The organism is Bradyrhizobium sp. SBR1B (assembly GCF_014198205.1).
In the GTDB taxonomy this organism is placed as follows: domain Bacteria; phylum Pseudomonadota; class Alphaproteobacteria; order Rhizobiales; family Xanthobacteraceae; genus Bradyrhizobium.
Genome location: NZ_JACIHC010000004.1, coordinates 68,224 through 94,441 on the forward strand (window position 1 = coordinate 68,224; position 26,218 = coordinate 94,441).

The 26,218-nt window shown below is 64.9% G+C and carries 21 protein-coding genes, 1 pseudogene and 1 riboswitch; of the genes and pseudogenes, 20 read left to right on the plus strand and 2 right to left on the minus strand.

Annotation, left to right across the window (positions count from 1 at the left end):
- Positions 1 to 257 precede the first annotated feature (257 nt).
- The 8 genes from GGD61_RS12040 (at position 258) to GGD61_RS12075 (ending at position 10,317) form a co-directional block, all read left to right on the plus strand.
- Complete coding sequence (locus GGD61_RS12040) at positions 258 to 1,994, plus strand: adenylate/guanylate cyclase domain-containing protein (protein WP_177237121.1); 1,737 nt, start codon at positions 258 to 260, stop codon at positions 1,992 to 1,994.
- A gap of 124 nt (positions 1,995 to 2,118) precedes the next feature.
- Positions 2,119 to 2,295: a hypothetical protein gene (locus tag GGD61_RS12045; RefSeq protein WP_018320305.1), complete on the plus strand. Its 177-nt coding sequence runs from the start codon at positions 2,119 to 2,121 to the stop codon at positions 2,293 to 2,295.
- A gap of 138 nt (positions 2,296 to 2,433) precedes the next feature.
- Entirely contained in the window at positions 2,434 to 2,643 is a 210-nt protein-coding gene (locus tag GGD61_RS12050; RefSeq protein ID WP_018320306.1) for a hypothetical protein, read from the plus strand.
- Between the two features lie 111 nt (positions 2,644 to 2,754).
- On the plus strand, positions 2,755 to 3,006 hold the full coding sequence (locus GGD61_RS12055) for a hypothetical protein (RefSeq protein ID WP_245323774.1): 252 nt from the start codon (positions 2,755 to 2,757) through the stop codon (positions 3,004 to 3,006).
- A 43-nt stretch (positions 3,007 to 3,049) separates the two neighbouring features.
- Positions 3,050 to 3,265, plus strand: a riboswitch (cobalamin riboswitch).
- 113 nt (positions 3,266 to 3,378) lie between these two features.
- Entirely contained in the window at positions 3,379 to 5,616 is a 2,238-nt protein-coding gene (locus tag GGD61_RS12060; protein WP_092256927.1) for a TonB-dependent receptor domain-containing protein, read from the plus strand.
- A 53-nt stretch (positions 5,617 to 5,669) separates the two neighbouring features.
- Positions 5,670 to 6,251 (plus strand): hypothetical protein, encoded by a 582-nt coding sequence (locus tag GGD61_RS12065; RefSeq protein ID WP_183230739.1) that lies wholly within the window; start codon positions 5,670 to 5,672, stop codon positions 6,249 to 6,251.
- Positions 6,252 to 7,778: 1,527 nt separating this feature from the next.
- Entirely contained in the window at positions 7,779 to 9,500 is a 1,722-nt protein-coding gene (gene ilvD, locus GGD61_RS12070) for a dihydroxy-acid dehydratase (protein WP_092257810.1), read from the plus strand.
- Positions 9,487 to 10,317 carry a tetratricopeptide repeat protein gene (locus GGD61_RS12075; protein ID WP_026201921.1) on the plus strand — a complete coding sequence of 277 codons (831 nt, stop codon included), beginning with the start codon at positions 9,487 to 9,489 and terminating at the stop codon, positions 10,315 to 10,317. Before ilvD ends, GGD61_RS12075 begins: the two co-directional genes overlap by 14 nt.
- 61 nt (positions 10,318 to 10,378) lie before the next feature.
- Here GGD61_RS12075 and xth read toward each other — a convergent pair whose 3' ends face one another.
- Positions 10,379 to 11,176: an exodeoxyribonuclease III gene (gene xth, locus GGD61_RS12080; protein ID WP_018317865.1), complete on the minus strand. Its 798-nt coding sequence runs from the start codon at positions 11,174 to 11,176 to the stop codon at positions 10,379 to 10,381.
- Positions 11,177 to 11,310: 134 nt separating this feature from the next.
- Here xth and GGD61_RS12085 point away from each other — a divergent pair.
- Positions 11,311 to 13,641: pseudogene (locus GGD61_RS12085) on the plus strand (ATP-binding protein).
- Between the two features lie 85 nt (positions 13,642 to 13,726).
- A complete protein-coding gene (locus GGD61_RS12090) occupies positions 13,727 to 14,833 on the plus strand; it encodes a dienelactone hydrolase family protein (RefSeq protein ID WP_183230740.1) in 1,107 nt (368 codons plus the stop codon).
- Between the two features lie 76 nt (positions 14,834 to 14,909).
- Here the strand turns inward: GGD61_RS12090 and erpA are convergent, their stop codons facing one another.
- Complete coding sequence (gene erpA, locus GGD61_RS12095; RefSeq protein WP_183230741.1) at positions 14,910 to 15,239, minus strand: iron-sulfur cluster insertion protein ErpA; 330 nt, start codon at positions 15,237 to 15,239, stop codon at positions 14,910 to 14,912.
- A gap of 135 nt (positions 15,240 to 15,374) precedes the next feature.
- Here erpA and GGD61_RS12100 point away from each other — a divergent pair, with 135 nt between their 5' ends.
- The 10 genes from GGD61_RS12100 to serS all read left to right on the plus strand — a co-directional run bounded on the left by GGD61_RS12100 (position 15,375) and on the right by serS (position 26,137).
- Positions 15,375 to 16,571, plus strand: a complete 1,197-nt coding sequence (locus tag GGD61_RS12100; RefSeq protein WP_049814859.1) for a deoxyguanosinetriphosphate triphosphohydrolase — start codon at positions 15,375 to 15,377, stop codon at positions 16,569 to 16,571.
- Between the two features lie 9 nt (positions 16,572 to 16,580).
- Entirely contained in the window at positions 16,581 to 18,371 is a 1,791-nt protein-coding gene (gene argS / locus GGD61_RS12105) for an arginine--tRNA ligase (protein ID WP_183230742.1), read from the plus strand.
- A gap of 141 nt (positions 18,372 to 18,512) precedes the next feature.
- Positions 18,513 to 20,096 carry an SPOR domain-containing protein gene (locus GGD61_RS12110; RefSeq protein ID WP_183230743.1) on the plus strand — a complete coding sequence of 528 codons (1,584 nt, stop codon included), beginning with the start codon at positions 18,513 to 18,515 and terminating at the stop codon, positions 20,094 to 20,096.
- A 46-nt stretch (positions 20,097 to 20,142) separates the two neighbouring features.
- Complete coding sequence (gene nagZ, locus GGD61_RS12115; protein ID WP_183230744.1) at positions 20,143 to 21,171, plus strand: beta-N-acetylhexosaminidase; 1,029 nt, start codon at positions 20,143 to 20,145, stop codon at positions 21,169 to 21,171.
- A complete protein-coding gene (locus GGD61_RS12120) occupies positions 21,168 to 22,007 on the plus strand; it encodes a ScpA family protein (protein ID WP_018317872.1) in 840 nt (279 codons plus the stop codon). The genes nagZ and GGD61_RS12120 overlap by 4 nt, the downstream gene beginning before the upstream one ends.
- A gap of 21 nt (positions 22,008 to 22,028) precedes the next feature.
- A complete protein-coding gene (gene scpB, locus GGD61_RS12125) occupies positions 22,029 to 22,793 on the plus strand; it encodes an SMC-Scp complex subunit ScpB (RefSeq protein ID WP_177237162.1) in 765 nt (254 codons plus the stop codon).
- A gap of 167 nt (positions 22,794 to 22,960) precedes the next feature.
- A complete protein-coding gene (locus GGD61_RS12130) occupies positions 22,961 to 23,194 on the plus strand; it encodes a twin-arginine translocase TatA/TatE family subunit (RefSeq protein WP_018317874.1) in 234 nt (77 codons plus the stop codon).
- Positions 23,195 to 23,284: 90 nt separating this feature from the next.
- Positions 23,285 to 23,779 carry a Sec-independent protein translocase protein TatB gene (gene tatB / locus GGD61_RS12135; protein WP_018317875.1) on the plus strand — a complete coding sequence of 165 codons (495 nt, stop codon included), beginning with the start codon at positions 23,285 to 23,287 and terminating at the stop codon, positions 23,777 to 23,779.
- The gene (gene tatC, locus GGD61_RS12140; protein ID WP_018317876.1) at positions 23,776 to 24,594 is read left to right on the plus strand and encodes a twin-arginine translocase subunit TatC; all 819 of its coding nucleotides are present in this window, start codon (positions 23,776 to 23,778) and stop codon (positions 24,592 to 24,594) included. Before tatB ends, tatC begins: the two co-directional genes overlap by 4 nt.
- 211 nt (positions 24,595 to 24,805) lie before the next feature.
- Complete coding sequence (gene serS, locus GGD61_RS12145; protein WP_179736574.1) at positions 24,806 to 26,137, plus strand: serine--tRNA ligase; 1,332 nt, start codon at positions 24,806 to 24,808, stop codon at positions 26,135 to 26,137.
- The last annotated feature ends 81 nt before the right edge of the window (positions 26,138 to 26,218 follow it).

Sequence of the window (26,218 nt, forward strand, 5' to 3'; positions counted from 1 at the left end):
GACATCGAGAACGATGCCACGGCATCGTTTCGCATTCCTCACGCTGTCGCAACAATGCGGCGAAATACGGATGTGACCAGGGAACTTCGGCTGGGGAGCAAAGGTCAGCTTCTTTAACCTTTGTTAACGATAGGCCTGCGCGATGGCCGCGCCTGGTTCAGGGCGTCAGGAGGAACCAGATTGCGCGTGTTCCCGCAGCCCGATCCGGTGTATGGAGTTCCCTTGCTCCTTCCCTTTTGGCCTTTGTCCTTGCAGCTATGCCGATTTTCAACCAGTCGATCAGGCGCAAGATCGTCGGTATCGCCCTCGGATTGATCGTCCTGATGCTGGTCACCTCGATCCTGTCGATGGTGATGTCGAGCCAGGTCGGCGTCCTGCTCGACGAGCTGACCAACCGCTACATCCCCGCCTACAGCCATCTGGCCCGCGCCAACATCCGCTCGCTGGAGCGGGGGCTGGCGCTACGGCGGATGGTCATGACCAAAATGGAGTCACCGTCGGACGAAGAGGCCTATGCGGCGCGCCTTCGCGAGTTCGAGACATCCGATCGCAAGATCGAGGAGGAGGCCGAGGCCGCGCGTTCGCTTGTCAACGCGATCATCGACGACCCCAGGACGTATTCCGACAATGCCGCGCTGGGACGGATCGATATTCGCATCGAGACCGCCGTCACCGAGCTGCGGCGCGATCTGAACGAGGACCATGCAAAGCTGCTCAAGCAGGTCGACGCCAGGCAGATGGCCGAGGCCCGCGGCACGCTGGAACACATCGACGTGCTACGCGATCAGTTCAACCGCAAGGTCGATGCGATCCGCGCCGACATGCTGACGCAGGTGTTCTTCTCGACGTCGCAGGTGATCAGCCGCCAGCATCAGGCGATCGTCGTTTCGGGTGTCGTGACCCTGCTCGCGGCGATCGTCGGCTTTGCCTTTGCGCTCCTGGTGTCCAGCGGCATCACGCGCCCGGTGCGGCTGCTGCTCGCCGGCACCCGCGAGGTCGAGGCCGGCCGCTTCGACAAGACCATCACCGTCTCCACGCAGGACGAGATCGGCGAGCTCGCCGCGGCCTTCAACCGCATGACCGAGCAGCTCAGGCACAACGAGCGCATCCGCGAGACCTTTGGCCGTTACATCGATCCCAAGGTGGTGCAGGGGCTGATCGACCGGCCCGAGGTTGCGATCGACGGCGAGCGCCGGGTCATGACCATCATGTTCTGCGACATGAGCGGCTTCACCTCGATGAGCGAGGGCATGACCCCGCGTGGCCTCGTCAGGGTGATGAACCACTATTTCACGGTGATGTCCGGACCGATCAGGAGCAATCGCGGCATCATCGACAAATATATCGGCGACGCCATCATGTCCTATTGGGGCCCGCCCTTCATCGAGGAGGACGAGCAGGCGCTCCTGGCCGGCATCGCCGCAACCGAGATGGTCGACCAGGTGCCCGCGCTGCAGAAGCAGCTGCCCGACCTGCTCGGCATCCGCGCCATGCCGGCGCCGTGTGACCTGCGGATCGGCATCGCCACCGGCGAGGTCCTGACCGGCAGCATCGGCTCCGAGCTGATGATGAGCTTCACCGTGATGGGCGACGCCGTGAACCTGGCCTCGCGGCTGGAGGCCGTCAACAAGGTCTACGGCACCCGCATCCTGATCTCGCTGGCCACGGCTGATGCGATCGGAGCGCGGCTCGAATTGCGCGAGATCGATCGTCTGGCGGTCGCCGGCCAGAGCGCGCCGCAGCCGATCTTCGAGGTGATGGCGCAGGCGGGCGCGCTCACCGCCGCGCAGGACAGCCTGCGCACGCATTATGCCGAAGCGCTCGCCGCCTATCGGGCCCGCCGCTTCGACGAGGCGCGCGCCGCCTTCAACGCCGCGCTCGAAGCCGTCCCCGGCGACGGCCCCTCGCGCACGATGCTCGGCCGCATCGCGCAATTCGAGGCCAAGCCGCCGGAAGAGGGGTGGGACGGCGCCTGGCGGCTGGAGCAGAAATAGCCGTTTTTGTTGGGCCGGCCCGCCCTGTCCGGAAAAAACGTTTCTACTCGATAACGATGTTCGCCGTGACCTATTTCCCGGGCTTAGGTTGGATGTCCTTGAGGCGTTTGACGGGGACACGCCGATGACGGAACTTCAGGACAGGCTGGAACGGTTCGAGACGCTCACCGCCGAATGCGAGCTGATCGCCAAGCTCGCCACCGACAGCACCAAGCGCGAGTTCTATCTGAAACTCTCGGAACAGTACCGTCAGCTGGCGGTGGACATGCGGCAGGCGATCGCGACCAAGGCTGCGGCGTGACGCCGGCTGCAATCCGTTCTTAAGGTTTGGCGCGCATCCTTGACGTCGCGAGCGATCGCTCGTGATGGAAAGGCCGGGGTTCGCTGCATTGCAGCGCACCCCGCGAGTGTCATTTGCCATGCTTGACAGGGCAATCACATGCGCCTCGTTGCCGTGATCATAGTCGCGCTCATGACGGCGGCCTGCGACCAGGAGCAGGATATCACCGGCTCGACGCCGACCTGCCCGATGCGGAACTACAGCTACAATCCCCGCGACATGAACCAGTGCGTCAGTGCGTGCAAATCGTGCGATCGCGGCACCACGGTCACCTGCACCACCTCCTGCACCCTCAAGGGCGCGCGCTGAGGCTACCGCTTTCTCCGGCGCACCCAGCGGCGGTGCTGGGGCACCGGAACGATTCACTTGGGTTAATCATTGAAGCAGGTGGGCAGGACGCGGAGTCCGATGGAAATGGGTATGCTCGATCCCGGTCGATTTCTGGTGTCGTGCTCGCATTGTGATGCCTGGCCGATGGCGGCCAATGTGAAGCGGTCGAGCTGGTCGGCGTCCCCGCACGAGGTCCGCTTTGTCTGCACGCGCTGTCGTCGCGAGGAGACCGCGATCGTCTCGGCCTCCGGCGAATTGACCCCGATCAAGCGCGTCGATGTTCCGCCGCGCGACGTCGCTGTCGCCTGGGCCCAGGCGCAACGTGTGCGAGGGCGGACCTGAGCGCCCGGCACCCATCGGTCGATTGACTCCCGGGGCCAACGGCTCGTAAATGATCGGCGACGGTTCTCCTCAGGGAGATCAAAAGGGAATGTGGTGCGGGATTGTCCCAACGCAGGGATCTGTCTCAACGCCACGGCTGCCCCCGCAACTGTAAGCGGTGAATCTTTCGTCTCATGCCACTGGGAAACTCGGTCCTGGGAAGGCGACGCGAGGTCACGACCCGCGAGCCAGGAGACCTGCCGTCAGCCGTGGTCACACGCGAAGATGTCGGTCGGGGAGTACAGACATTAGCTTCACCGGAGCAATCCATCGCTCTGCCGTGAAACCTCGTTCGCTGTGACGTGCCACTGACGTCATACCGAGGTTACAATTGTGTCCCGTCTCGTCTCTGCCGCCAGGCGCCTTGCCGTCGGCCTGCTCGTATCCGTTTCCTTCCATTCGCTCGATCTGTCCTCCGCCTTCGCCCAGCACGCGCTTGCCGAGCAATTGCCGCCGATCGAAGTGACGCAGCCCGACGATCACAACCGCACGCGGGCGAGGGCGATCGGTGACGGCGAGGCGACGCGGCAGCGGGCGAGGACGAATGTCGCGCCGGCAGGCAATGGAGCCGGCTCATCTGGCTCCGGCGGTAAGGCTGCCGTCGGCAACGGCGCCATCGTCGGGGCCGCCACGACCGTCATCACGGCCGCGGATATCGCGCATTCGCCATCGCAGACGCTTGCCGAGATCATCGCGACGCAGACGCCGGGGGCCCAGATCACGACGCTCTATGGCGGCCAGATCGGCGCCAAGACCAGCGTGGACCTGCGTGGCTTCGGCGCCTTTGCCACCGCCAACACGCTGGTGCTGGTCAACGGACGACGGTTGAACGACGTCGACATGGCGCAGGTGGACCTCTCCACCATCCCGCTCAATTCGATCGAACGCATCGAGGTCACGCGGGGAAATTCCGGCGCGGTGCTCTACGGCGACAACGCGGTCGGCGGTGTGATCAACATCGTTACAAGAAATGGCGTTGGCGGACCGCCCGTGACCGCGCGCATCGAGGCCGGTTTCGGCTCGTTCAACACCAGGCTCGGCAATGTCTCGACCTCGCTCAATTCCGGCCCGTGGTCGACCTCGTTCTACGGCAATACGGTCAGGACCGATGGCTACCGCGACAACAATCGCTATTCGCAGCAGAACGGCGTCGGCAATCTCAATTACACGACGCCGAGCCTGAGTGCTTTTCTCACCGTCACCGGCGACAATCAGGAGCTGCGGCTGCCGGGCGGCCGCACCGTCGATCCCTCCATCGGCCTCGACGAGCTCAGGGCCAACCGGCGAGGGACCAGCACGCCGTTCAACTACGCCAACCAGGAGGGTTTTGGCGCGACTGCGGGCTTCACCAAGACCCTGGTCAACGGCGTCGATCTCATCGTCGACGGCGGCGTGCGCGACAAGAAGCAGCAGAGTGCGTTCTTTTCCACCCCGACGCCGGTTCCGGCGTTCTTCACGTCGACCTATGTCGGTTCCCATCTGACGAATTGGTCGATCACGCCGCGGCTCAGCGTGAAGAGCCTGCTGCTCGGCATGCCGTCGCAGCTCCTGACCGGCATCGACTATTACGATGCGAGCTTTGAGCAGAATCGCGGCGCCGGGCAGGGGCTCTCCCCATGGCACAATTACGACCTCAGGCAGCAGTCGGTTGCGGGCTATTTCCAGCACACATTGGGAATCGCGCCCACGACCGACATCTCCTACGGCGCGCGGGTGCAGAACGTCAGACTTGCGGCACGCGACAATTTCGACCCGGCAGCTCCCTTCAACGCCGACATCGGCGCGCTGCCGCTGACGAGCAACGAGACCCAATATGCGCTGCATCTCGGCGCCGAGCATCGCCTCAACGACCAGGTCTCGCTGTTCGGCCGCGTTGCGCGCGCTTTCCGCACGCCTGATGTCGACGAGCGCCTGTCCTCGGGGCCTTCCTTCGATCCCTTGACCTTCGCTGCGATCCCGCAAACGTTCGAGCTCAAGACCCAGACCTCTTGGGATATCGAGGGCGGTTTTCGCATCAAGGGAGGCGGATTGCAGCTGCAGAGTAGTCTCTATCTGATGGATCTCACCAACGAGGTCCATTTCAATCCGGTCCTGTTCTACAACACCAATCTCGATCCGACCCGCCGCTACGGCTCGGAGACCAGCCTGTCCTATCGCGTCAACGATGCCCTGCTGCTGCGCTCCGGCGTGGCCTACACCCGCGCGGTCTTCCGCGAAGGCATCTGGGCCGGCAACGACGTGCCGCTGGTGTCGCGCTACACGGCGAGTGCGGGCGTCACCTGGAACATCTGGCAGAATTACGTGGTGCTCGATGCCACCGCGCGCTTCTGGAGCGAGCGACGCATGGACAACGACCAGGCGGGCACCCAGAAGCCGATTCCCGCCAACGGCACGATCGATCTCAAGCTCAGCGGCCAGGTTGAGCGCTACTTCTGGTCCGTCAGCATCAACAATGTGCTGAACGCGCTCTACTACGACTACGCCATCGCGAGCACCTTCACGGACGGCCGCTTCAGCGCCTATCCGCTGCCCGGCCGCACCTATCTGCTCAAGGCCGGCGCAACGTTCTGATTTTCGTCACGCGCCCCTAAATGGACTAGAATTCGAAAGAAGGAGATTCAACCATGGCTCTCAGCATCCTGCCGTCTGGTGGCGATCGCTTCCGGCTTCACCCGGTCGCGCCGCGCCTCGCGCCGATGTTCTGCTTTGCGCTGCTGACGGCGTCATGCGTGCTCGCAAGTTTTGCGTTCGCCTGCGCCACGCCGTTCGCGGCCTTCGCCGTCATTGCCGCGGCGATGCTGCCGCAGCGTCAGGCGCTGCTCGTCGTCACCGGCGCCTGGCTCGTCAACCAGACCATCGGTTTCGGCGTGCTGCATTATCCCGTTGACGCCAACACGATTGCCTGGGGCTTCCTGATCGGCGCGGCTGCGCTTCTGGCGACCGCGGCCTCGTCGACGGTGCTCGGCCTGCTGCCGCAGCGCCGCACGCCACTGATGCTGGCGATCACGCTCGTCGCCGCCTACGGGATCTACGAGCTCGCACTGCTCGCCGCGACGCCGTTCCTCGGCGGCGAGGGCGCCTTCACCGCCGCGATCGTGACGCGCATTGGACTGACCAGCGCCGTCTGGCTCGCCGGCCTCGTCGCCATCTGTGAGATCGTGCGCCTGGTCGATCCGGCCGGACGCAAGCGAGCGATGTCGGCCTGAGCGGCCGATCGTGGCCGTAGCCCGGATGGAGCAAAGCGCAATCCGGGGCCGCTCGCCCCGGCATCTAGCACCGTCCCGGATTACGCTGGCGCTCCATCCGGGCTACGGCGCCGAGAGCCTGTGTCGCCCTCTGTCAATCCACGTCGCTAAAAATATTCCACTTTACCGAAATTCGGTTTCGGCGTATGTGTCGTCCATCCCGGCTCACCCAAGAGGGGCGACTATGTGGTCGTCACTGTCGCGAGCCGGGCTTGCGGTGGACGCGGCAGCGTCGGCACGAGAGGCGCGGGCAGGGCGGGTAGTCCCTGTGAGCCCGAGGCTTCGTGCGGATGAGCGGCGCTGTTCAGTTCGTCTCGCCCCATTCTTTCGGCAACGTCGACAAGGCCGGGAGATAATGTGGTGACCAGCGAACGCGCGTACGGCAAAACCGTGTGGTCCTGGCCGTCGTTGCTACGGTCAAGCCTTTCGCGGAGATGCGAGCGAGCCCAACCGGGCAGACTGCATCATCCAAATTCGCGGGGCGAGGGAGGCCAGAAGGAATGGTCGGCTCCCGGGAGATCACGGCATAAGCCGTCCAGCCACTGCGCAGGGAAGGCCGAGTGATCGGCACCACCTGTATGCTGCTGTGCGGTTCTTTCTGCGCGTGCTTTTCGCGCAGCGGACCGCGGGTGCGAGCCAGCACCCGGCCTTCCCTGCGCCCTCTTGGATGAGAGGGTCGCGAGACCAAGCAAAGCTCGGGCGAATTGCGCCGCGAGGACGCGAAGGCATGTCCGTGAGCTGAGCTGCGTGCCACAATCTCGATCTCGTAGGGTGGGCAAAGCGCAGCGTGCCCACGCCTTGTTGCTTATGGACAGAGATCGTGGGCACGGCGCGATGCGCCTTTGCCCACCCTACGGCACTGCAGCTGGGATATGCATTGGAGCATCGCGATGGTGCCTCCTGCTCCGTCATTGCGAGGAGCGCTTGCGACGAAGCAATCCAGAATCCCTCCGCGGAAAGACTCTGGAGTGCTTCCGCCTTCGCCGAGGCTTCGGCGGACAAGTCGCTTCGCTCGCAATGACGGCGTGGAGAAAGCGTGCGTCATAACTCCGCTGGTGCCCCGGACGGAGCGCAGCGCTCCTTCAACGGTGCGGCTTGTCCGGGACACGAGGGAAGAATCGTTGACGAGCGGCGCGCCCCGACTCACCCGCGCGGTCACCGCCTCGTGGAGCAAATGCGGAAGTGTTGTTGCCGATACAAAATCTGAAGTTGTGGGATCATCCTTCCCGCGAGGGTATTGAAGTAGTCCACCCCGTGTCTTCCCGGTAACGATTGTGCTGTCTACGCAACACTCGGTTCCGATTTAACCGTCATCACTGGTGGTTCGCATCACCGCCGCTTTTTGGCCACACCCAAACATGAATAAAATCGCTCTAATGTTCTAGGGCAGCGGCGGTCTTCGAAGGCGACGAGAAATCCCAAGGTCGATTCAAATCTTGGCTCTGATTTTTCGGGTCTGAAAGGGTTGACCGAGGAAACTGGTTTGCGATGAGCGCGAAGATTGACAAGCAGAGGCTGCCGAGCCGTCACGTGACGGAAGGCCCTGCGCGCGCGCCGCATCGGTCCTATTTCTACGCCATGGGTCTGACCACCCAGCAGATCCACCAGCCTTTCGTCGGCGTCGCCTCGTGCTGGAATGAGGCCGCTCCCTGCAACATCGCCCTGATGCGCCAGGCGCAGGCGGTGAAGAAGGGCGTGGCGTCGGCCGGCGGCACCCCGCGCGAGTTCTGCACCATCACCGTGACCGACGGCATCGCGATGGGCCATGACGGCATGCGCTCCTCGCTGCCGTCGCGCGAATGCATCGCCGACTCCGTCGAGCTGACCGTCCGCGGCCATGCCTATGACGCCCTGGTCGGGCTCGCCGGCTGCGACAAGTCGCTGCCGGGCATGATGATGGCGATGGTCCGTCTCAACGTGCCCTCGATCTTCATCTATGGCGGCTCGATCCTGCCCGGCACGTTCCGCGGGCAGCAGGTCACCGTGCAGGACATGTTCGAGGCCGTCGGCAAGCACTCGGTCGGGGCCATGTCGGACGAGGACCTCGACGAGATCGAGCGCGTGGCGTGCCCCTCGGCGGGTGCCTGCGGCGCGCAGTTCACCGCCAACACCATGGCGACCGTGTCCGAGGCGATCGGCCTTGCACTGCCTTACTCGGCCGGTGCTCCGGCACCCTATGAAATCCGCGACGCCTTCTGCATGACCGCGGGCGAGAAGGTGATGGACCTGATCGCCGAAAACATCCGGCCGCGCGACATCGTCACCCGCAAGGCGCTGGAGAATGCCGCCGCCGTGGTCGCCGCCTCGGGCGGCTCGACCAATGCTGCGCTGCACCTGCCGGCGATCGCGCATGAGTGCGGCATCAAGTTCGACCTGTTCGACGTTGCCGAAATCTTCAAAAAGACACCATATGTCGCGGATTTGAAGCCGGGCGGCCGTTATGTCGCCAAAGACATGTTTGAAGTAGGTGGCATACCGCTTCTGATGAAGACGCTGCTCGACAACGGCTTCCTGCACGGTGATTGCCTCACCGTCACGGGCCGCACGATCGCCGAAAACCTCAAGAGCGTGAAGTGGAATCCGCACCAGGACGTGGTGCACCCGGCAGACAAGCCCATCACCGTGACAGGCGGTGTGGTCGGTCTGAAGGGAAATTTGGCGCCAGAAGGTGCGATCGTGAAAGTCGCGGGAATGTCCAACCTCAGGTTTACCGGTCCGGCCAGGTGCTTCGACCGTGAGGAGGATGCTTTCGAGGCGGTCCAGAAGCGCACCTACCGCGAAGGCGAAGTCATCGTGATCCGCTACGAGGGGCCGAAGGGCGGCCCCGGCATGCGGGAAATGCTCCAGACCACCGCGGCGCTGACCGGCCAGGGCATGGGCGGCAAGATCGCGCTCATCACCGACGGCCGCTTCTCCGGCGCCACCCGCGGCTTCTGCATCGGCCATGTCGGGCCGGAAGCGGCCATTGGCGGCCCGATCGGGCTGCTCGAGGACGGCGACATCATCGAGATCGACGCGGTCGCCGGTACCCTTAACGTAAAATTGAGCGATGCCGAGCTGGCCCAGCGCAAGACCAAATGGACCGCTCGCGCGACTAACCACACGTCAGGTGCGCTCTGGAAGTATGCTCAACAGGTTGGACCAGCGGTCGGGGGGGCAGTGACCCATCCGGGCGGCGCGCACGAGAAACAGTGCTATGCGGACATCTAGGCGTGCCATAGTTGCGTTTGTGTTGGGGGCCGGTGCGCTGGCCGCCCCGGCGCTTGCCTTCGACGGGGCTCCGGTCAACCCGAAGGACGCGACCATCCCGGTCGTGACCACCTTGCCGGGGACCGCGGTGACCGCGCGCGGTAAGGTCGCGCCGGCGGCTGTGCCTCAGGAGACCTCGCTCAGTGCGCTGCAGTATGCCGCCGAGGGTGGCCACCCCATCGCGCAGTGGAAGCTCGGCCGCATGTACGCCAATGGCGACGGCGTCGCCCAGGACGATCTGCGCGCCTTCGAATATTTCAGCCGGATCGCCAATGCGCATGCCGAGGACAGCCCGTCGGCACCGCAGGCGCAGATCGTGGCCAACGCCTTTGTCGCGCTCGGCCGCTACTATCTGAGCGGCATCCCGAACTCGAAGGTCAAGTCGGATCCGGAGCGGGCGCGGGAGATGTTCTCCTATGCGGCGTCCTATTTCGGCAATGCCGACGCTCAATACGATCTCGCCCGGCTCTACCTGAAGACGCCGGACGCCTCGCGCGAGGATTTCCGCTATGGCGCGCGCTGGCTCGGCCTCGCCGCGCAGAAGGGCCAGCACGAGGCGCAGGCGCTGCTCGGCCAGATGCTGTTCAACGGCGACCGCCTGCCGCGGCAGGCCGCGCGCGGCCTGATGTGGCTGACGCTGGCGCGTGACAGCGCCGGCGCCGAAGAGACCTGGATCAAGGAAAGCTACAGCCGCGCCTTCGCCAAGGCCTCCGACGACGACCGCGCCATGTGCCTGCAAATGCTGGAACAGTGGGTGCAGGGCGGCCGCCGGCAGTAGCTCGGCAATCTCGGTCTCGTAGGGTGGGCAAAGCGCAGCGTGCCCCCCAATTCTGCGTAGCCTACGCCGCCTCCAGATCCAGATCCGCCCACACCGGCACGTGGTCCGAGGGCTTCTCCCAGCCGCGCACATAGCTGTCGATCCCGACATTGGCGAGCCGGTCGCTGGCCTGGGGCGACAGCAGCAGGTGATCGATCCGCAGGCCCTGGTTCTTCTGCCAGGCCCCGGCCTGGTAGTCCCAGAAGGTGTAAAGCCCGGGCTCATCCGTGACAGCCCGCAGGGCATCGGTCAGGCCGAGGCCGAGCAGGGACTGAAAGCTCTCCCGCGTCTCCGGCTTGAACAGCGCGTCCTCGGTCCAGGCGGCGGGATTATGGACGTCACGGGCGTGCGGGATGACGTTGAAGTCGCCGGCGAGGATCAGCGGCTCCTCGGTCTTGAGGCGCTCTTTCGAATAATCAAGAAGCCGCGACATCCATTTGAGCTTGTAGGGATATTTCTCGGTCCCGACCGGATTGCCGTTGGGCAGATAGAGACAGGCGATGCGCATCACGCCTGACTTCAGCGTCACCACGCCCTCGATGAAGCGGGCATGGGCGTCCTCGTCGTCGCCGGCGAGCCCCGACTTGGTCTCGTCGAACCGGAGCTTGGAGAGCAACGCGACGCCGTTGAACGTCTTCTGCCCGTGGGTGACCACGTTGTAGCCGAGCGCCTCAATCTCCAGCCGCGGAAAGGCCTCGTCGACGCATTTGATCTCCTGGAGGCAGACGATGTCCGGCTGGCACTCCCTCAGCCAGGTCAGCAGGAGGTCGATCCGCTGCCGGACCGAGTTCACGTTCCAGGTGGCAACTCTGATGGTCATGTCGGCGGGCTCCGGGCAGGGGCCATGGTTAGAACAAACTGCAAACGCGCCCGTCAAGGACGCCGCAAAATCTCCCACAAAATTAACCCGGCTTAAGCAGGCGGCAGGCCATTGATCGTCAAAAGGTTCCGCGAATGGGATGGCCGGACAAGTCGATGAAGCAAACTGAGCCGCGTGACGGCCTGATCGGCGCGTTCCTGTATTGGCTCGGCGGCTTCGAGATCGAGGACGGCCTGACCGCCGATCTCAGCGAGCGCGAGATCCGCCGCATCCGCGCCAAGCAGATCGACGCCGTGACGCGGCTGATCCCCGTGACGATGGCGGTGACGATGCTGAACGTCGCCATCGTGCTGATCCTGTTCTGGGGCAGGGGCTGGAACGACTTCCTGGCGATCTGGGGCCTGACGCTCGCCGCCACCGCCTCGCTCGCGGTGCGCGCCTGGCGGCGGTCGCACCAGAACCCGCCGCAGGAGGCCTCGCCTCGCGCCGCGCGGCAAATGCTGCGGCAGGCGGTCTTGCTCGCCGCGATCCGGGGCGCGCTGCCGCTCGCTCTGTTCAGCCGCATCGAGCCGACCAGCCAGCTGATCCTGGCCTGCCTGATGGTCGGCATGATGTCGGGCGGTGCCTTCACGCTGTCGACCTTCCCGCGCGCCGGCCTCGTCTATCTCGCCACCATGACGACCGCCTGCGCCGGTGCGATGCTGCTCTGCGGCGCCGGGCCGTATCTGGTGACGGCGGTGTTCCTGCTGCTGTTCGCATTTTTCATGGCGCGCAGTATCGTCTCGCAGGGCAATCTGTTCCTCGGCAATCTCAAGGCCCAGCTCGAGCTCGAACGCCAGACCGAGATCATCTCGCTGCTGCTGAAAGACTTTCAGGAGAACGCCAGCGACTGGCTATGGCAGACCGATGCCGAAGGGCATCTGGTCGACGTGCCCGAGCGTTTCGCGGACGTCGCTCAGTTGCCGCTGCCGCTGTTGAAGGGATCGCATTTCGCCGACGTGCTCGACATGCTGTGCCCGGAGGACAAGAGCGCGGCCTACAACGTCGTCGGCCTGATGGAGCAGAACGAGCCGCTGCACGAGATGAACCTCAAGGTCGTCGCCGGCGGCGAGGCGCGACTGTGGTCGCTGACGGCCAAGCCGGCCTATGACCGCGAGGGCTAGTTCCTCGGCTATCGCGGCTTCGGGCGCGACGTGACCGAACGCTGGCGCGCGGAAAAGGCGGAGGCCGAGAGTCGCGCCAAGTCGGACTTCCTCGCGGTGATGAGCCACGAGATCCGCACGCCCATGAACGGCGTGCTCGGGCTTGCCAGCATGCTGCTCGAGACCAGGCTCGATCCGGAGCAGCGCGAGGCGGTCACCACGATCCGCGAGTCCGGCGACAATCTCCAGCGCATCCTCAACGACATCCTCGACCTGTCTAAGCTCGAGGCCGGGCGCTTCACCTTCGAGGTGATCGACTTCGCCCCGCAGGCGCTGGTGGAGGCGGTTGCGACCGTGGTGCGCGCGAGCGCCAAGGCCAAGGGGCTGACGGTCAAGCTGGCACTCGACCCGAACCTGCCGCCGACGCTGCGCGGCGACGTCGCGCGCATCCGCCAGGTGCTGCTCAACCTCGCGTCCAATGCAGTGAAGTTCACCGATGAAGGCGAGGTGACAATCTCGGCGACCTGCCAGGCGCGCCGCGACTTGCTGGCGACCGTCGAATGGACGGTGACCGACAGCGGCATCGGTATCGCTCCCGAAAAGCTCGGCCAGCTCTTCAGCGACTTCGCGCAGGCGGACGCCTCGATCAGCCGCCGCTTCGGCGGCACTGGCCTCGGCCTTGCGATCTCTCGGCGCATCATCGAGCAGATGGGCGGCACCATCGGCGTCACCTCGACGCCGGGCGAGGGCTCGACCTTCCGTTTCACGCTGGTGCTGCCCTGGAGCCAGGCGCAGGCCTCCGAGCAGACGGCCGGCCACGACGAGGCCGACGAGCTCAAGGCCCGTATCGCCGGTCTCGATCGGCCGCTGGAGGTGCTGGTCGCGGAGGACGATGCGGTCAACCGCATGGTCGTGAGCAAGATGTTGGGGGCCTTCGACGTCGAGCTGCGCGTCGTCACCGACGGCGCTGAGGCCGTCGCGGCAGCATCCGAAGGCAATTACGACGTGGTGCTGATGGACGTGCGCATGCCCGACATGGACGGGCTTGCCGCCACCCGCGCCATCCGCGCGCAAGGCGGACGCTGCGAAGCTTTGCCGATCGTCGCGCTGACCGCCAATGCCTTCCCCGAGGACGTCAGGATCTGCCGCGAGGCCGGCATGTCGGACTTCCTCGCCAAGCCGCTGCGCAAGCCGGCGCTGGTCGCGGCCTTGCTGCGCGCGCTCGGCGGCTACACGATGTCAGAGGACGCGCCGCTGCAGCCGGAGCTGATGCCGGCCGAGATGGAGTGGACGGACGAGGAGAAGCAGATAACTGGCGCGTAGGCGCTAACCACGTGCATGAATATGTGTTTCGCACCGGTTGGCCGGACGCTGGCAATTCGGATGCGCGCTGTTACCTTGCTGCGCCATGCGCATTGTTGTCCTGCTTCTCATCTTGTTCACGGCCTCCGCCCGCGCCGGCGACGGGCCGCTGATGAGCGCGCACATGATGTTGCCTGTCGTGATCTCCGGCAACAAAGTGTCGCTGGAAAGCTTCGTCATTCGTCCTGATCGTCCCGGCAAATTTCCTCTCGTCGTGATCACTCACGGAATGCCTAGCGGCGGCGAGGAATTCTTCACTGAAATCCTCAACCGTTCTCCAGTCGGCTACAGCAAGGCGGCCGTCGCCTTCGCGCAGCGCGGATATGCAGTGGTCTCAATCATGCGTCGTGGCTATGGACGATCTGGGGGAGGGTTCTCCGAGTCTGCGCGGCAGACCTGCGACTATCTTCCGGCCACGCGCGCTGCCAGCGACGATGTCATTGCGGCGGTCGCTTCACTGCGTCATGAGCCCTGGGTCGACGCTGAGCATGTCGTCTTGCTCGGTCATTCCGTTGGGGGGCTCACGGTGATGGCCGTCGCCGCACAGAACATACCGGGAGTCGTTGGCGCCGTGAATTTTGACGGCGGTCGGCATAGCTTCTCCGCACCCAACCAACCTTGCTCGCCTGATAATCTGGTCGATACATCAGCCGCATTGGGGCGCACGGCCCGTGTCCCCATGCTTTGGCTCTATGCTGAGAACGATCAATTCTACGGTCCAGACTTGGCACAGCGTATGTTCGCGGCCTACAGCGCCGGCGGTGCGCCAGCGCAGTTGCATGTGCTGCCTCCGTTCCGACCGAACGGCCACAATACTGTCATGCTCACGCCGGCAGACACCTGGTTTCCATCCGTTGAACCCTTCCTCGAAAAGCTGGGTCTTCCGACCAAGACCGTCATGGAGGCGCCGTTGTTCGCTGAGCTGCCAATCCCGCCGGGGGCTGTCGCCGCTTGTCAGGAGGCGTTCGCGGACTATCTCGCCAATCCCGATGATGCCAAGGCCTTCGCGGTGAGCACGGGCGGCCACTGCGGTATTGGAGTTGGCCGCACAGCTTCGGAGGCACGCGAACCTGCTTTGATGAAATGCAAGATCAATTCGCGCGGCGAAGATTGCAGGCTTTACGCGGTCGGACAGAAACTTGCGGGGGATTGAACCGCAGTCCGCGCGATAGCGGCACTCCCATTGCAATTTGCCGGAATGATCCAGGCATGACCCGTCAAAAGTCGGGCTAGACCGAGAAGCTGGTCCCGCAGCCGCAGGACGCCGTGGCGTTGGGATTGTTGACGCGGAACGAGGCACCGATCAGATCGTCGACGAAATCGACCTGCGATCCCGCCAGGAACGGCTGCGAGGCGGAATCGACCAGCACCACTGCATTTTCCTGCTCGATCACGAGATCGTCGTCGGTTCGCGCACGGTCGATGTCGAACTTGTACTGGAAACCCGAGCAGCCGCCGCCCTCGACCGAGATGCGCAGCATCGCGCCAGAGCCTTCGCCCTTGAGGATCTCTCCAATCCGGCGTGCGGCGCGGTCACTGATGGTCACGTCGGTCGTCATGGCTCGTCTCCGATAGTCGCGCGGTCATACCAGGTTCACTTGCCCAATTCATTTGGTATCCCGCGTCCGGCATAGTTAAGTGCAAGGATACGCAGAATCAAATGGATAGGGACTAAATTCGTCGTGTCCGTCGGAATGGCTGCCCCCCATGCGCCCTATGCCTGCGATCCCGACCGCAGCCGCGGCCGGCTGGTCGCGGAGCCGCCGAGCCGGACCCGCAGCCCGTTCCGGCGGGATTGCGACCGGGTGATCCATTCCACCGCGTTCCGCCGCCTGAAGTACAAGACCCAGGTGTTCGTGTTCCACGAGGGCGACCATTACCGCACCCGGCTGACCCATTCGCTGGAGGTGGCGCAGATCGCCCGGGCGCTGGCTCGGCAGCTCGGGCTGGACGAGGATCTCACCGAAACCCTGGCGCTGGCCCATGATCTCGGTCATCCCCCGTTCGGCCATGCCGGCGAGCGGGCGCTCGACGCCTGCCTGAAGGAATTTGGTGGCTTCGACCACAACGCCCAGACGCTCCGCGTCGTCGCTTCGCTGGAGCATCGCTACCCTGATTTCGACGGGCTCAACCTGACCTGGGAGTCGCTGGAGGGCATCGTCAAGCACAACGGTCCGCTGACCGACCGCGGCGGCGCGCCGGTGGGGCGCTATCGCGAGCAGGGCATTCCCGTCGGAATCGCCGACTACATCAAGACTTACGACCTCGAATTGTGGAGCTTCGCCTCGCTGGAGGCGCAGGTCGCCGCCATCGCCGACGACATCGCCTATGATGCCCACGATATCGACGATGGCCTGCGCGCCGGCCTGTTCCATCTCGACGATCTCAAGGTGATGCCGCTCACGGCTGAGATCATCGCCGAGACCTCAGCGCATTATCCCGATCTCGAAGACCTCAGGCGTGGTGCCGAGCTGGTGCGCGAGCTGATCTCGCACCTGATCGGCGCGGTGTTCGCGCAGGCGCAGAAGAACCTCGCCGCGGTGAAGCCCCAATCGGCCCAGGATGTCCGCCAGCAGAGCCGGGCGCTGGTCGCATTTCCGGCCGAGGTCGCCGAGGAAGAGGCCGCCATCAAGACCTTCCTCTATCAGCACATGTACCGTCACAAGCGGGTGATGCGGGTGATGGGGGAGGCGGAGCAAATCCTGTTCGACCTGTTCGCGAAATACCTGAAAGCCCCTAGCGAGTTGCCGCCGGAATGGCTGCTGGGGGCGGAGGCGGACAATGAGGGTGACCGGGCCCGCCGGATCGGCAATTTCATTGCCGGAATGACCGACCGTTTCGCCCTGACCGAGCACCAGCGGCTTTTTGACTCGACCCCGGATTTGCGTTAGGCGGCGGCCATGCCCGACACATCCTCAGCACTGCATTTGTTCGCCGACGTGCTTGCACGCGTGCACGCCGCCTGCCGTACGCTGGCGGCGGAAGCCAACTGGCCCGAGGGCATCGATTTCGCGCGCGTGGTGGTCGAGCCGCCGCGCGATCCCTCCCATGGCGACATGGCGACCAACGCCGCCATGGTGCTGGCGAAAGAGGCCAAGGCAAAGCCCCGCGACCTCGCCGAGCGGATCGCAGAGCGGCTGCGCGCGGACGCGCTGATCGCCAAGGTCGACGTCGCCGGTCCCGGCTTCATCAATCTGACCTTGAGGCCGGCCGCCTGGGCCGAGGCGTTACGGACAGTGCTGCGCGAGGGCGCCGATTACGGCCGCGTCCGCGGTGGGTCCAAGGTCAATGTCGAGTACGTCTCGGCCAATCCGACCGGTCCGATGCATGTCGGCCATTGCCGCGGCGCCGTGTTTGGCGACGCGCTGTCGAGCCTGCTCCAGTTCGCAGGCCATGACGTCGCGCGCGAATATTACATCAACGACGCGGGCGCCCAGGTCGACGTGCTCGCGCGCTCCGCGTTCCTCAGGTACCGCGAGGCGCTCGGCGAGGACATCGGTGCGATCCCGGAGGGGCTCTATCCGGGCGACTACCTGAAGCCGGTCGGCGCGGCGCTGGCGAAAGAGCACGGCGACAAGCTCCTCGCGATGAACGAGGCCGGTTGGCTGCCCACGGTGCGCGCCAAGGCGATCGCGATGATGATGGACGAGATCAAGGACGATCTCGCCGCCCTCAACATCCGCCACGACGTGTTTTTCTCCGAGCGCTCGCTGATCGAGAGCGGCAACAACAGGGTTGCCGAGACCATCGATTTCCTGAAGGCCAAGGGCGATGTCTACGAAGGCCGCCTGCCGCCGCCGAAGGGCGCGCCGGTCGAGGATTGGGAAGACCGCGAGCAGCTGCTGTTCAAGGCGACGGCGTACGGCGACGACGTCGATCGTCCGCTGATCAAGTCGGACAATTCCTACACCTACTTCGCCGCCGACATCGCCTACCACAAGAACAAGTTCGACCGCGGTTTTGCGGAGATGATCGACGTCTGGGGCGCCGACCATGGCGGCTATATCAAGCGCATGCAGGCGGCGGTGAAGGCGACGACCTCTGGTAAGGGTTCGCTCGACGTCAAGATCGTCCAGCTCGTCAAGCTGCTGCGCAACGGCGAGCCGGTGAAAATGTCCAAGCGGAGCGGGGACTTCGTCACCTTGCGTGAGGTGGTGGATGAGGTCGGCCAGGATGCCGTCCGCTTCATGATGCTCTACCGCAAGAACGACGCGGTGCTCGACTTCGACCTCGCCAAGGTCATGGAACAGTCGCGCGATAACCCGGTGTTCTACGTCCAGTACGGCCACGCCCGCGGCCACTCGATCTTCCGCAACGCGAGAGCGGAGGTGTTCCCGGAACTGCCGGAGGATGCCGGCGAGCGGATCGCCTGGCTCGCTGAGTCGGCGGTGGAACGGCTGTCAGACCCCGTCGAGCTCGACCTGCTCAAGCGGCTCGCAATATTTCCGCGCATGCTGGAAGCTGCCGCCGCGGCCCACGAGCCGCACCGAATTGCCTTTTATCTCTATGATTTAGCCAGCGAATTTCATGCACTTTGGACGAAGGGGCGCGATTTGCCCTATTTACGCTTCATTATCAATAATGATGCAGATCTTACAAAGGCGCGACTGGCCATGGTCCAGGGCGTCGTCTCGGTTCTGGCATCGGGCCTCGCCATCCTCGGCGTCCATGCTCCGAACGAGATGCGGTAGTTTGGGGCGAACTACTTAAGGGGAATATCGGGGGTAACCGGCAGAAGCCGGATCGCTTAGACTTGGTTGAAAGCCTTGTGGGTCGAAAGCCGTGCCTTGGTCGAGGGGCGCGCGGCTTTCCCGAAGGGACGCATCATCACGATGGCCGAACGATATCAGGACAGACCGTTTCCCTCCGATGACTATGGTCGCGGTGGCGCCCAGCATGGCAAGGCGGAAAGCGATCCCTTGGCCGAGCTCGCCCGCCTGATCGGACAGACCGATCCGTTCGCAGCTCAGGGGCGGCCCGGCGCACATCCGCCGGCAGTCCCTGCGCCCGCACAGAGCTATCAGGACGACGACTATCGGCAAGCGGATCGGCAAGACGATTATCAGCAGGACTATGCCGAGCAGGCCCCGCCGGCGCAGCCCGGGCCGCCCTCATGGATGCGGCGCGCCAACGTGCAGCCGCAGCCGGCGCCAGCTCCCGAGCCCGACTATCCCGTGTCCGTGAACCCGGTCCATCCGTTGCACCGCTATTCAGCCCAGCCCGCCGCGCCCGAGCCTGAACTTCATCAGCCGCAGGCTTATCAGGATCACGCCTATCCGGCGCAGTCCTACCAGGATCAGGCCTACCAGCAGGATCAGGCTTACCAGCAACACGCCTATCAGGAGCCGCATCAGCAGCCCGATCCGGCGCGTTATGACGATGCGCTCTATGGCCGGCTGGAGGCAGGCGAGCAGGACTATCAGCGCGATCCGGCCTATCCCGACGATCCCTACGCGTATCAGAGCGACTATCCGGAGGCGGAGCCCGAAGAGCCCAAGAAGCAGCGCGGCGGCATGATGACGGTCGCAGCGATCCTGGCGCTTGCCGTGGTCGGCACCGGCGCCGCCTTCGCCTACAAGACCTATGTCGGCTCGCCCCGCAGCGGTGAGCCGCCGATCATCAAGGCCGACAACACTCCGACCAAGATCGTACCCGCGCCGTCGGATTCCTCGGCCAAGGTGCCGGATCGCATGGTGAGCGGCGATGGCACCGAGAAGATCGTGCCGCGCGAAGAAGCGCCGGTCGACGTCAACGCCAAGGCGGGTGGTCCTCGCGTGGTGTTCCCGCCGCTGAACCAGAACGCGAACCCGCCCTCGGTGGCGAGCGTGTCGCCGTCTGCGGTACCGCCGCCGAGCACGGGCGCGGGCAACGGCACGATGTCGAACAGTTCGCCGCGCCCGATCAGGACTGTCGCCGTGAAGGGCGATCAGACCGATAGCGCCGCGCCGCAATCGGCCGCCGCCGCCAAGCCGACGGCTGCGCCGAAGCCTGTTGCCGCGCCCGTGGTGCCGCCGGCACCGCGCAATCCGCCGACTTCGGCCAATGCCAGCGCCAACCAGCCGATGTCGCTGGCGCCGCAATCGGTCCCGGCGGCCGAACCGCCGCAGCGGATGGCTGCGACCACCCCGACGCAAATCGCGCCCGCCAGCAGCGGCGGTGGAGGCTACATCGTGCAGGTCTCCTCGCAGCAGAGCGAGGATAGCGCGGCCGCGTCGTACCGCGTGCTTCAGAGCAAATATGGCAGCGTGCTCGGCTCCCGTTCGCCGGTGATCAAGCGCGTCGACCTCACCGACAAGGGCAAGGGCGTCGTCTACCGCGCCTTCGCCGGTCCCTATGGTTCGGCCGAGGAGGCGACGCACGCCTGCAACAGCCTGAAGTCTGCAGGCTTGTCCGCCTGCTTCGTCCAGAGGAATTAACGGCCGTTTCCTTGACCCCCTCGCGGGTCAGGGTTAATCGGCCGTTATGAGCACGCGGGCCTTCATTACCGGTGTATCCGGAACGGAACTGACCGCCGTCGAGCGGGAGTTTATCCGCGACCAGCGCCCATGGGGCTTCATCCTCTTCAAGCGCAATGTCGCAACCCCAGCTCAAGTCGCTGCACTGGTTGCGGAATTGCGAACGGCGGCGAGTGCCGCCGACGCGCCTGTCCTGATCGATCAGGAGGGCGGACGGGTGCAGCGCCTGGGTCCGCCGCACTGGCCGGTCTATCCGCCGGGCGCCGTTTTCTCGACCTTGTACGACACTGATTCGGCACTCGGGCTCACCGCGGCGCGGTTGTCCGCCCGTCTGATCGCAGCCGATCTTGCCGATCTCGGCATCACCGTGGATTGCCTGCCGCTCGCTGACGTGCCGGTCGAGGGCGCCGATGCGGTCATCGGGAACAGGGCTTATGGCACCGAGCCCGGCAAGGTCGCAGCGATTGCCCGCGCGGTCACCGAGGGCCTGGAGCAGGGCGGCGTGTTGCCGGTCCTCAAGCACATTCCCGGCCATGGCCGGGCCACTGCCGACACCCATTTCAAGCTGCCGACGGTCGATACGCCGAGGGGAGAGCTGGAACGGACCGACTTCGCCGCGTTCAAGCCGCTTTCGGACCTGCCGATGGCCATGACTGCACATGTTGTGTTTAGCGCGGTCGACCCCGCCCATCCGGCGACGACATCTGCGACAATGATTGCTGACGTGATTCGCGGCGCAATCGGGTTCCAGGGTTTGTTAATGAGTGATGACGTGTCGATGAACGCGCTGTCGGGGAATATCGCCGAGCGGACCCGCGCCATCTTCGCGGCCGGCTGCGACATGGCCCTGCATTGCAACGGCAATATCGAGGAGATGCGCGAGGTCGCCGGCCAGACACCTGAGCTGTCGGGCCGGGCGCTGGAGCGGGCGAACGCCGCGCTCGCCGCGCGCAAGACGCCGCAACCGCTCGACCGCGTCGCCGCACGCACTGAGCTGGACGCATTGATCGCACGGGCAAACACGGCTTCCGCATGACCGCAGAAATTCTATCTTTCGAAACCGGGCGGCCCGCAGAGCTCGCCGAGGGTGAGCCGGCGTTGGTGGTGGACGTCGAGGGCTATGAGGGCCCGCTCGATCTGCTGCTCGCGCTGGCGCGGCAGCAGAAGGTCGACCTCGCCAAGATCTCGATCCTGGCGCTGGCCGACCAGTATCTCCACTTCATCGAAGCCGCACGAAAGATCCGGCTCGAGCTTGCCGCCGACTACCTCGTCATGGCGGCATGGCTCGCCTTCCTGAAGTCGCGCCTCTTGCTGCCCGAGCCGCCGAGCGCTGAGGGCCCGAGCGCCGAGCAGATGGCGACCGCGCTCGCCAATCGCCTGCGCCGGCTGGAGGCCATCCGCGAAGCCGCCAACCGGCTGATGAACAGGCAGCAATTGCTGCGCGACATCTTCCCGCGCGGCGAGCCCGAGCAGATCGCCGAGATCAAGCACCCGAAATACACGGCGACGCTGTACGATTTGCTCACCGCCTACGCCTCGCAGCGCCAGTCGCGCGTGCTGGCGAGCGTGCATCTGGCCAAGCGCACGGTCTGGTCGCTCGCCGAGGCGCGCGCCACGCTGGAGCGGCTGGTCGGCAGCATCAGCGAGCAGGACGATTGGGGCGTGCTCGACGATTTCCTGGTCCGGCATGTCGCCGATCCGACGCAGCGCGCGACGGTGTTCGCGTCGAGCTTCGCCGCCGCGCTGGAACTGGTTCGCGAAGGTCAGCTCGAGCTGAACCAGAAAGAGGCGTTTGCGCCCATCTATTTCCGGAAGGGGCGCCCCAAACCGGTGCCGGACGCAGCTCCTGCGCCTGATGCGCCGGTCGGTTAAGTGCAAGAAGGAGAATCTGCCATGGCAAGCCTGGCTGAAGTGCGGATAGAAGAGGCCGAGCCGATGGAGAACGAATCCCAGGCACGTCCCGAGGAATTGCGGCTGCTGGAAGCGCTGCTGTTCGCTTCGAGTGAACCGCTGGATACCGCGACGCTGGCCAAGCGCATGCCCGAGGGCGTCGACGTCAAGGCCGCGCTCGAGCAATTGCAGGCCGACTATTCCTTGCGCGGGGTGAATCTCGTTCGCATCGCCAACAAATGGTCCTTCCGCACGGCGGGCGATCTCGCCTGGCTGATGACGCGGGAGAGCACCGAGACCCGCCGCCTGTCGCGCGCGGCGATCGAGGTGCTGGCGATCATCGCCTATCACCAGCCGGTGACGCGCGCCGAGATCGAGGAGATCCGCGGCGTGGTCACCTCGAAGGGCACGCTCGACGTGCTGCTGGAGACCGGCTGGATCAAGCCGCGCGGCCGCCGCAAGACGCCCGGCCGTCCGCTGACCTTCGGAACCACCGAGGACTTCCTGTCGCAGTTCACCCTGGAACAGCTCGGCGATCTGCCGGGCCTCGAGGAGCTGAAGGGCACGGGCCTGCTGGATTCGCGCCTGCCGACCGGATTCAGCGTGCCGACGCCGTCGGACGACCCGCAGCTCCGCGAAGACGAGGATCCCTTGGAACCGGGCGAGGACCTCGATCTGGCGCTGGCGCCTGCGGTCGAGCCCGAGACCCCGGAAGAGGCGCCGCAGGGCGGCAATGAGGGGGGCGGTGAAGGCGGCACCGAAGAGTGAGGCCTTTGCGTTTTACCGGTGCCCTGCGACCGGTTAACACTAGCAAGATTACGTAGTGCCAACAGCGAATTGGCGCTGCCTAGGTCCTTGTTTTTGAGACCTGCCAAGCCTAGGTTTCGGTGAAGATCGGCCGGGTCCCCGGCCATGCGCGTTTGGAGGGTTGCAGGATGGGTTCACTCAGCATTTGGCACTGGATCCTGGTGATCGCAGTGGTCCTGCTGCTGTTCGGCCGCGGCAAGATTTCGGATCTGATGGGCGACGTGGCGCAGGGCATCAAGGCGTTCAAGAAGGGCATGCAGGACGACGACAAGCCCGCCGAGAAGCCCGAGCCGGCCAAGTCCATCGAGCACAATGGTGCGCCGACCGCGGCGCGGTCCGACGTCGGCAGCAAGGCCGTCTGAGCCGGAAGAAGCACGCGAGACGCGGGGTGCGGCCCGATCCTGCGCGCAAGGGATTGGGCCGGCTGCGGCTTCGCGTGAACGGAAGACCTCATGTTCGACATCGGGTGGAGTGAACTGGTCCTGATCGGGGTCGTGGCCCTGATCGCCATCGGCCCGAAAGAGCTGCCGGGCGTGCTGCGCATGGTCGGCCAGTGGATGGGCAAGGCCCGCAAGATGGCCGCCGAATTCCAGGGCCAGTTCCAGGAAGCGATGCGCGAGGCCGAAATGGCCGACCTCAAGAAGAGCTTCGACGAGGTCAAGGAAGCCGCGACCAGCTTCAATCCGCTGACCTCGCTGCAGAAGGACGTCAGCGACGCGCTCCGTGTCGATGCGCTGGACAAGCCGGCAGAGACGTCGACCACAACGGCGGTCGAACCGCCGGTAACACCAACCACCCCGGAAGCGCCGACGCCTGCGACCTTCATTGAAGCCGAGGCGCATGCGGCCGCCAACGAGCCGCTCGCGATCACCCGTGAGGTCGAGCAGGCACCGGTTGCGCAGGACACCGCGCCATCCGAAGCGATCAAGGACGCCAAAGCGTCATGACCGACGCCGATATCGAGGCCAGCAAAGCCCCGCTGATGGACCATCTGATCGAGCTGCGCTCGCGGCTGATCAAGGCGCTGCTCGGCTTTGGCATTGCGTTCATCTTCTGCTTCTTCTTCGCCAAGCAGATATTCAACGTGTTGGTATGGCCTTACGTCCTGGCCGTCGGCGATCCCGCAAACGCCAAGCTCATTTACACTGCGTTCCTTGAATATTTCCTGACCCAGCTGAAGCTGGCGATGTTTGGCGCGGCCTTCATCTCGTTCCCGATCGTGGCGGGGCAGGTCTACATGTTCGTGGCGCCCGGGCTCTACAAGCACGAGAAGCAGGCCTTCCTGCCGTATCTGGTCGCGACGCCGTTCTTTTTCGTGCTGGGTGCGGCGCTGGTCTATTTCGTTGTGTTCCCGATGCTGGCGCGCTTCTCGCTTGGCATGCAGCAACTCGGCAGCGACGAGACCGCAAAGATCGAGCTGTTGCCGAAGGTCGGCGAATATCTGTCGCTGATGATGTCGCTGATCTTTGCCTTCGGCATTGCCTTCCAGCTTCCGGTGATCCTGACGCTGCTTGGCCGCATCGGCATCATCACCTCGAAGATGCTGCGCGAGAAGCGGCGCTATTTCATCGTCATCGCCTTCGTCATCGCGGCCGTGCTGACGCCGCCCGACGTGATCAGCCAGTGCTCGCTGGCGATTCCGCTGATGGCGCTCTATGAGGGCTCGATCATCGCGGTGGCGATGGTGGAGAAGAAGGCTGCCGCCGCGGCGCAGGCCGCCACCGGCACCGACGTGTCGACGCCGGCTAATCCGGCGGAGTAGGGCGGCCCCACGCTCCGGTGTCATTCCCCGCCTGGTGCGCAATTGCGCACTGGTGCGGGGAATCCAGTACGCCGCGGCCCCTCGGAGAATCACCACCGTCTCTGGAATACTGGATCATCCGCTTTCGCGGATGATGGCAGCTGTGCTAGGGGACGCGCTGACGTACAACGTTTGCCGTTGTCTGTTTACGCGCCGATCCAGGACCACAGCCATGCACGACATCAAATCGATCCGCGACAATCCGCAAGCCTTCGACGCCGGCCTCGCCCGGCGCGGCCTGAAGCCGTTGTCGGCCTCGCTGCTCGCGATCGACGAGACGCGGCGCGCGGCGATCCTGGCGTCCGAGCAGGCGCAGGCGCGGCGCAACGCGGCGTCCAAGGAGATCGGCGATGCCAAGAAGGCCAAGGACGAGGCGCGCGCGGCCAAGCTGATGGCCGAAGTCGCCGAGCTCAAGACTACGATGCCGCAGCTCGAGGCCGCCGCCAAAGCCGCCGATGAGGAGCTGACCAAAGAGCTGTCCGCGATCCCGAACATTCCGTTCGACGAAGTGCCCGATGGTGTCGACGAGCACGGCAACGTCCAGCACCACGTGTTCGGCAACAAGCGCAACTACAGCTTTGCGCCGAAGCTGCATGACGACCTCGGCACGGCGCTGGGCTACATGGATTTCGAGGCGGCGGCAAAACTCTCCGGCGCGCGGTTCGTCGTGCTGAAGAAGGCGCTGGCGCGGCTCGAGCGCGCGCTCGGACAATTCATGCTGAATCTGCACGTCGACGAGCACGGCTATACCGAGATCAATCCGCCGCTGCTGGTGCGCAACGAGATCATGTTCGGCACCGGCCAATTGCCGAAGTTCGAGGACGATCAGTTCTGGGCGATCAAGGGCGAGCTGCTTGCCTCGCCCGACCAGGAGCGGCTGAGGACTGAGCGCCTCGGCCTGATTCCGACCGCGGAAGTCTCGCTCACCAACCTCGCGCGCGAATCCATTCTTGACGAGAAGCAACTGCCGATGCGGCTCACTGCGCTGACGCCGTGCTTCCGCGCCGAGGCGGGCGCTGCCGGGCGTGACACGCGCGGCATGATCCGCCAGCACCAGTTCACCAAGGTCGAGCTGGTCTCGATCACGACGCCGGAGGTGAGCAAGGACGAGCTGGAGCGGATGCTGTCCTGCGCCGAGCAGGTGCTGCAGCGGCTCGGCCTGCATTATCGCGTGATGACGCTTTGCGCAGGAGATATGGGTTTCTCGTCGCAAAAAACCTATGACATCGAGGTCTGGATGCCGGGGCAGGGCGAGGGCGGGGCATTCCGCGAGATCTCGAGCTGCTCGGTCTGCGGCGACTTCCAGGCACGGCGCATGGATGCGCGCTCGCGCGGTCCCGACGGCAAGCCGCGTTTCGTCCACACGCTGAACGGTTCGGGCACCGCGCTCGGCCGCGCGCTGATCGCCGTGATGGAGACCTATCAGCAGGAGGACGGCTCGATCGCAGTCCCCGACGTGCTGCAGCCCTATATGGGCGGCGTGAAGGTGATCGGGCGCGACTAAAGCGTTTTCGGGCGAAGTGGGTACGGTTCGCGCCAAGAAAACGCGTCAAGACGAGAATCGCATTGCTCGCCTGTAACGGCG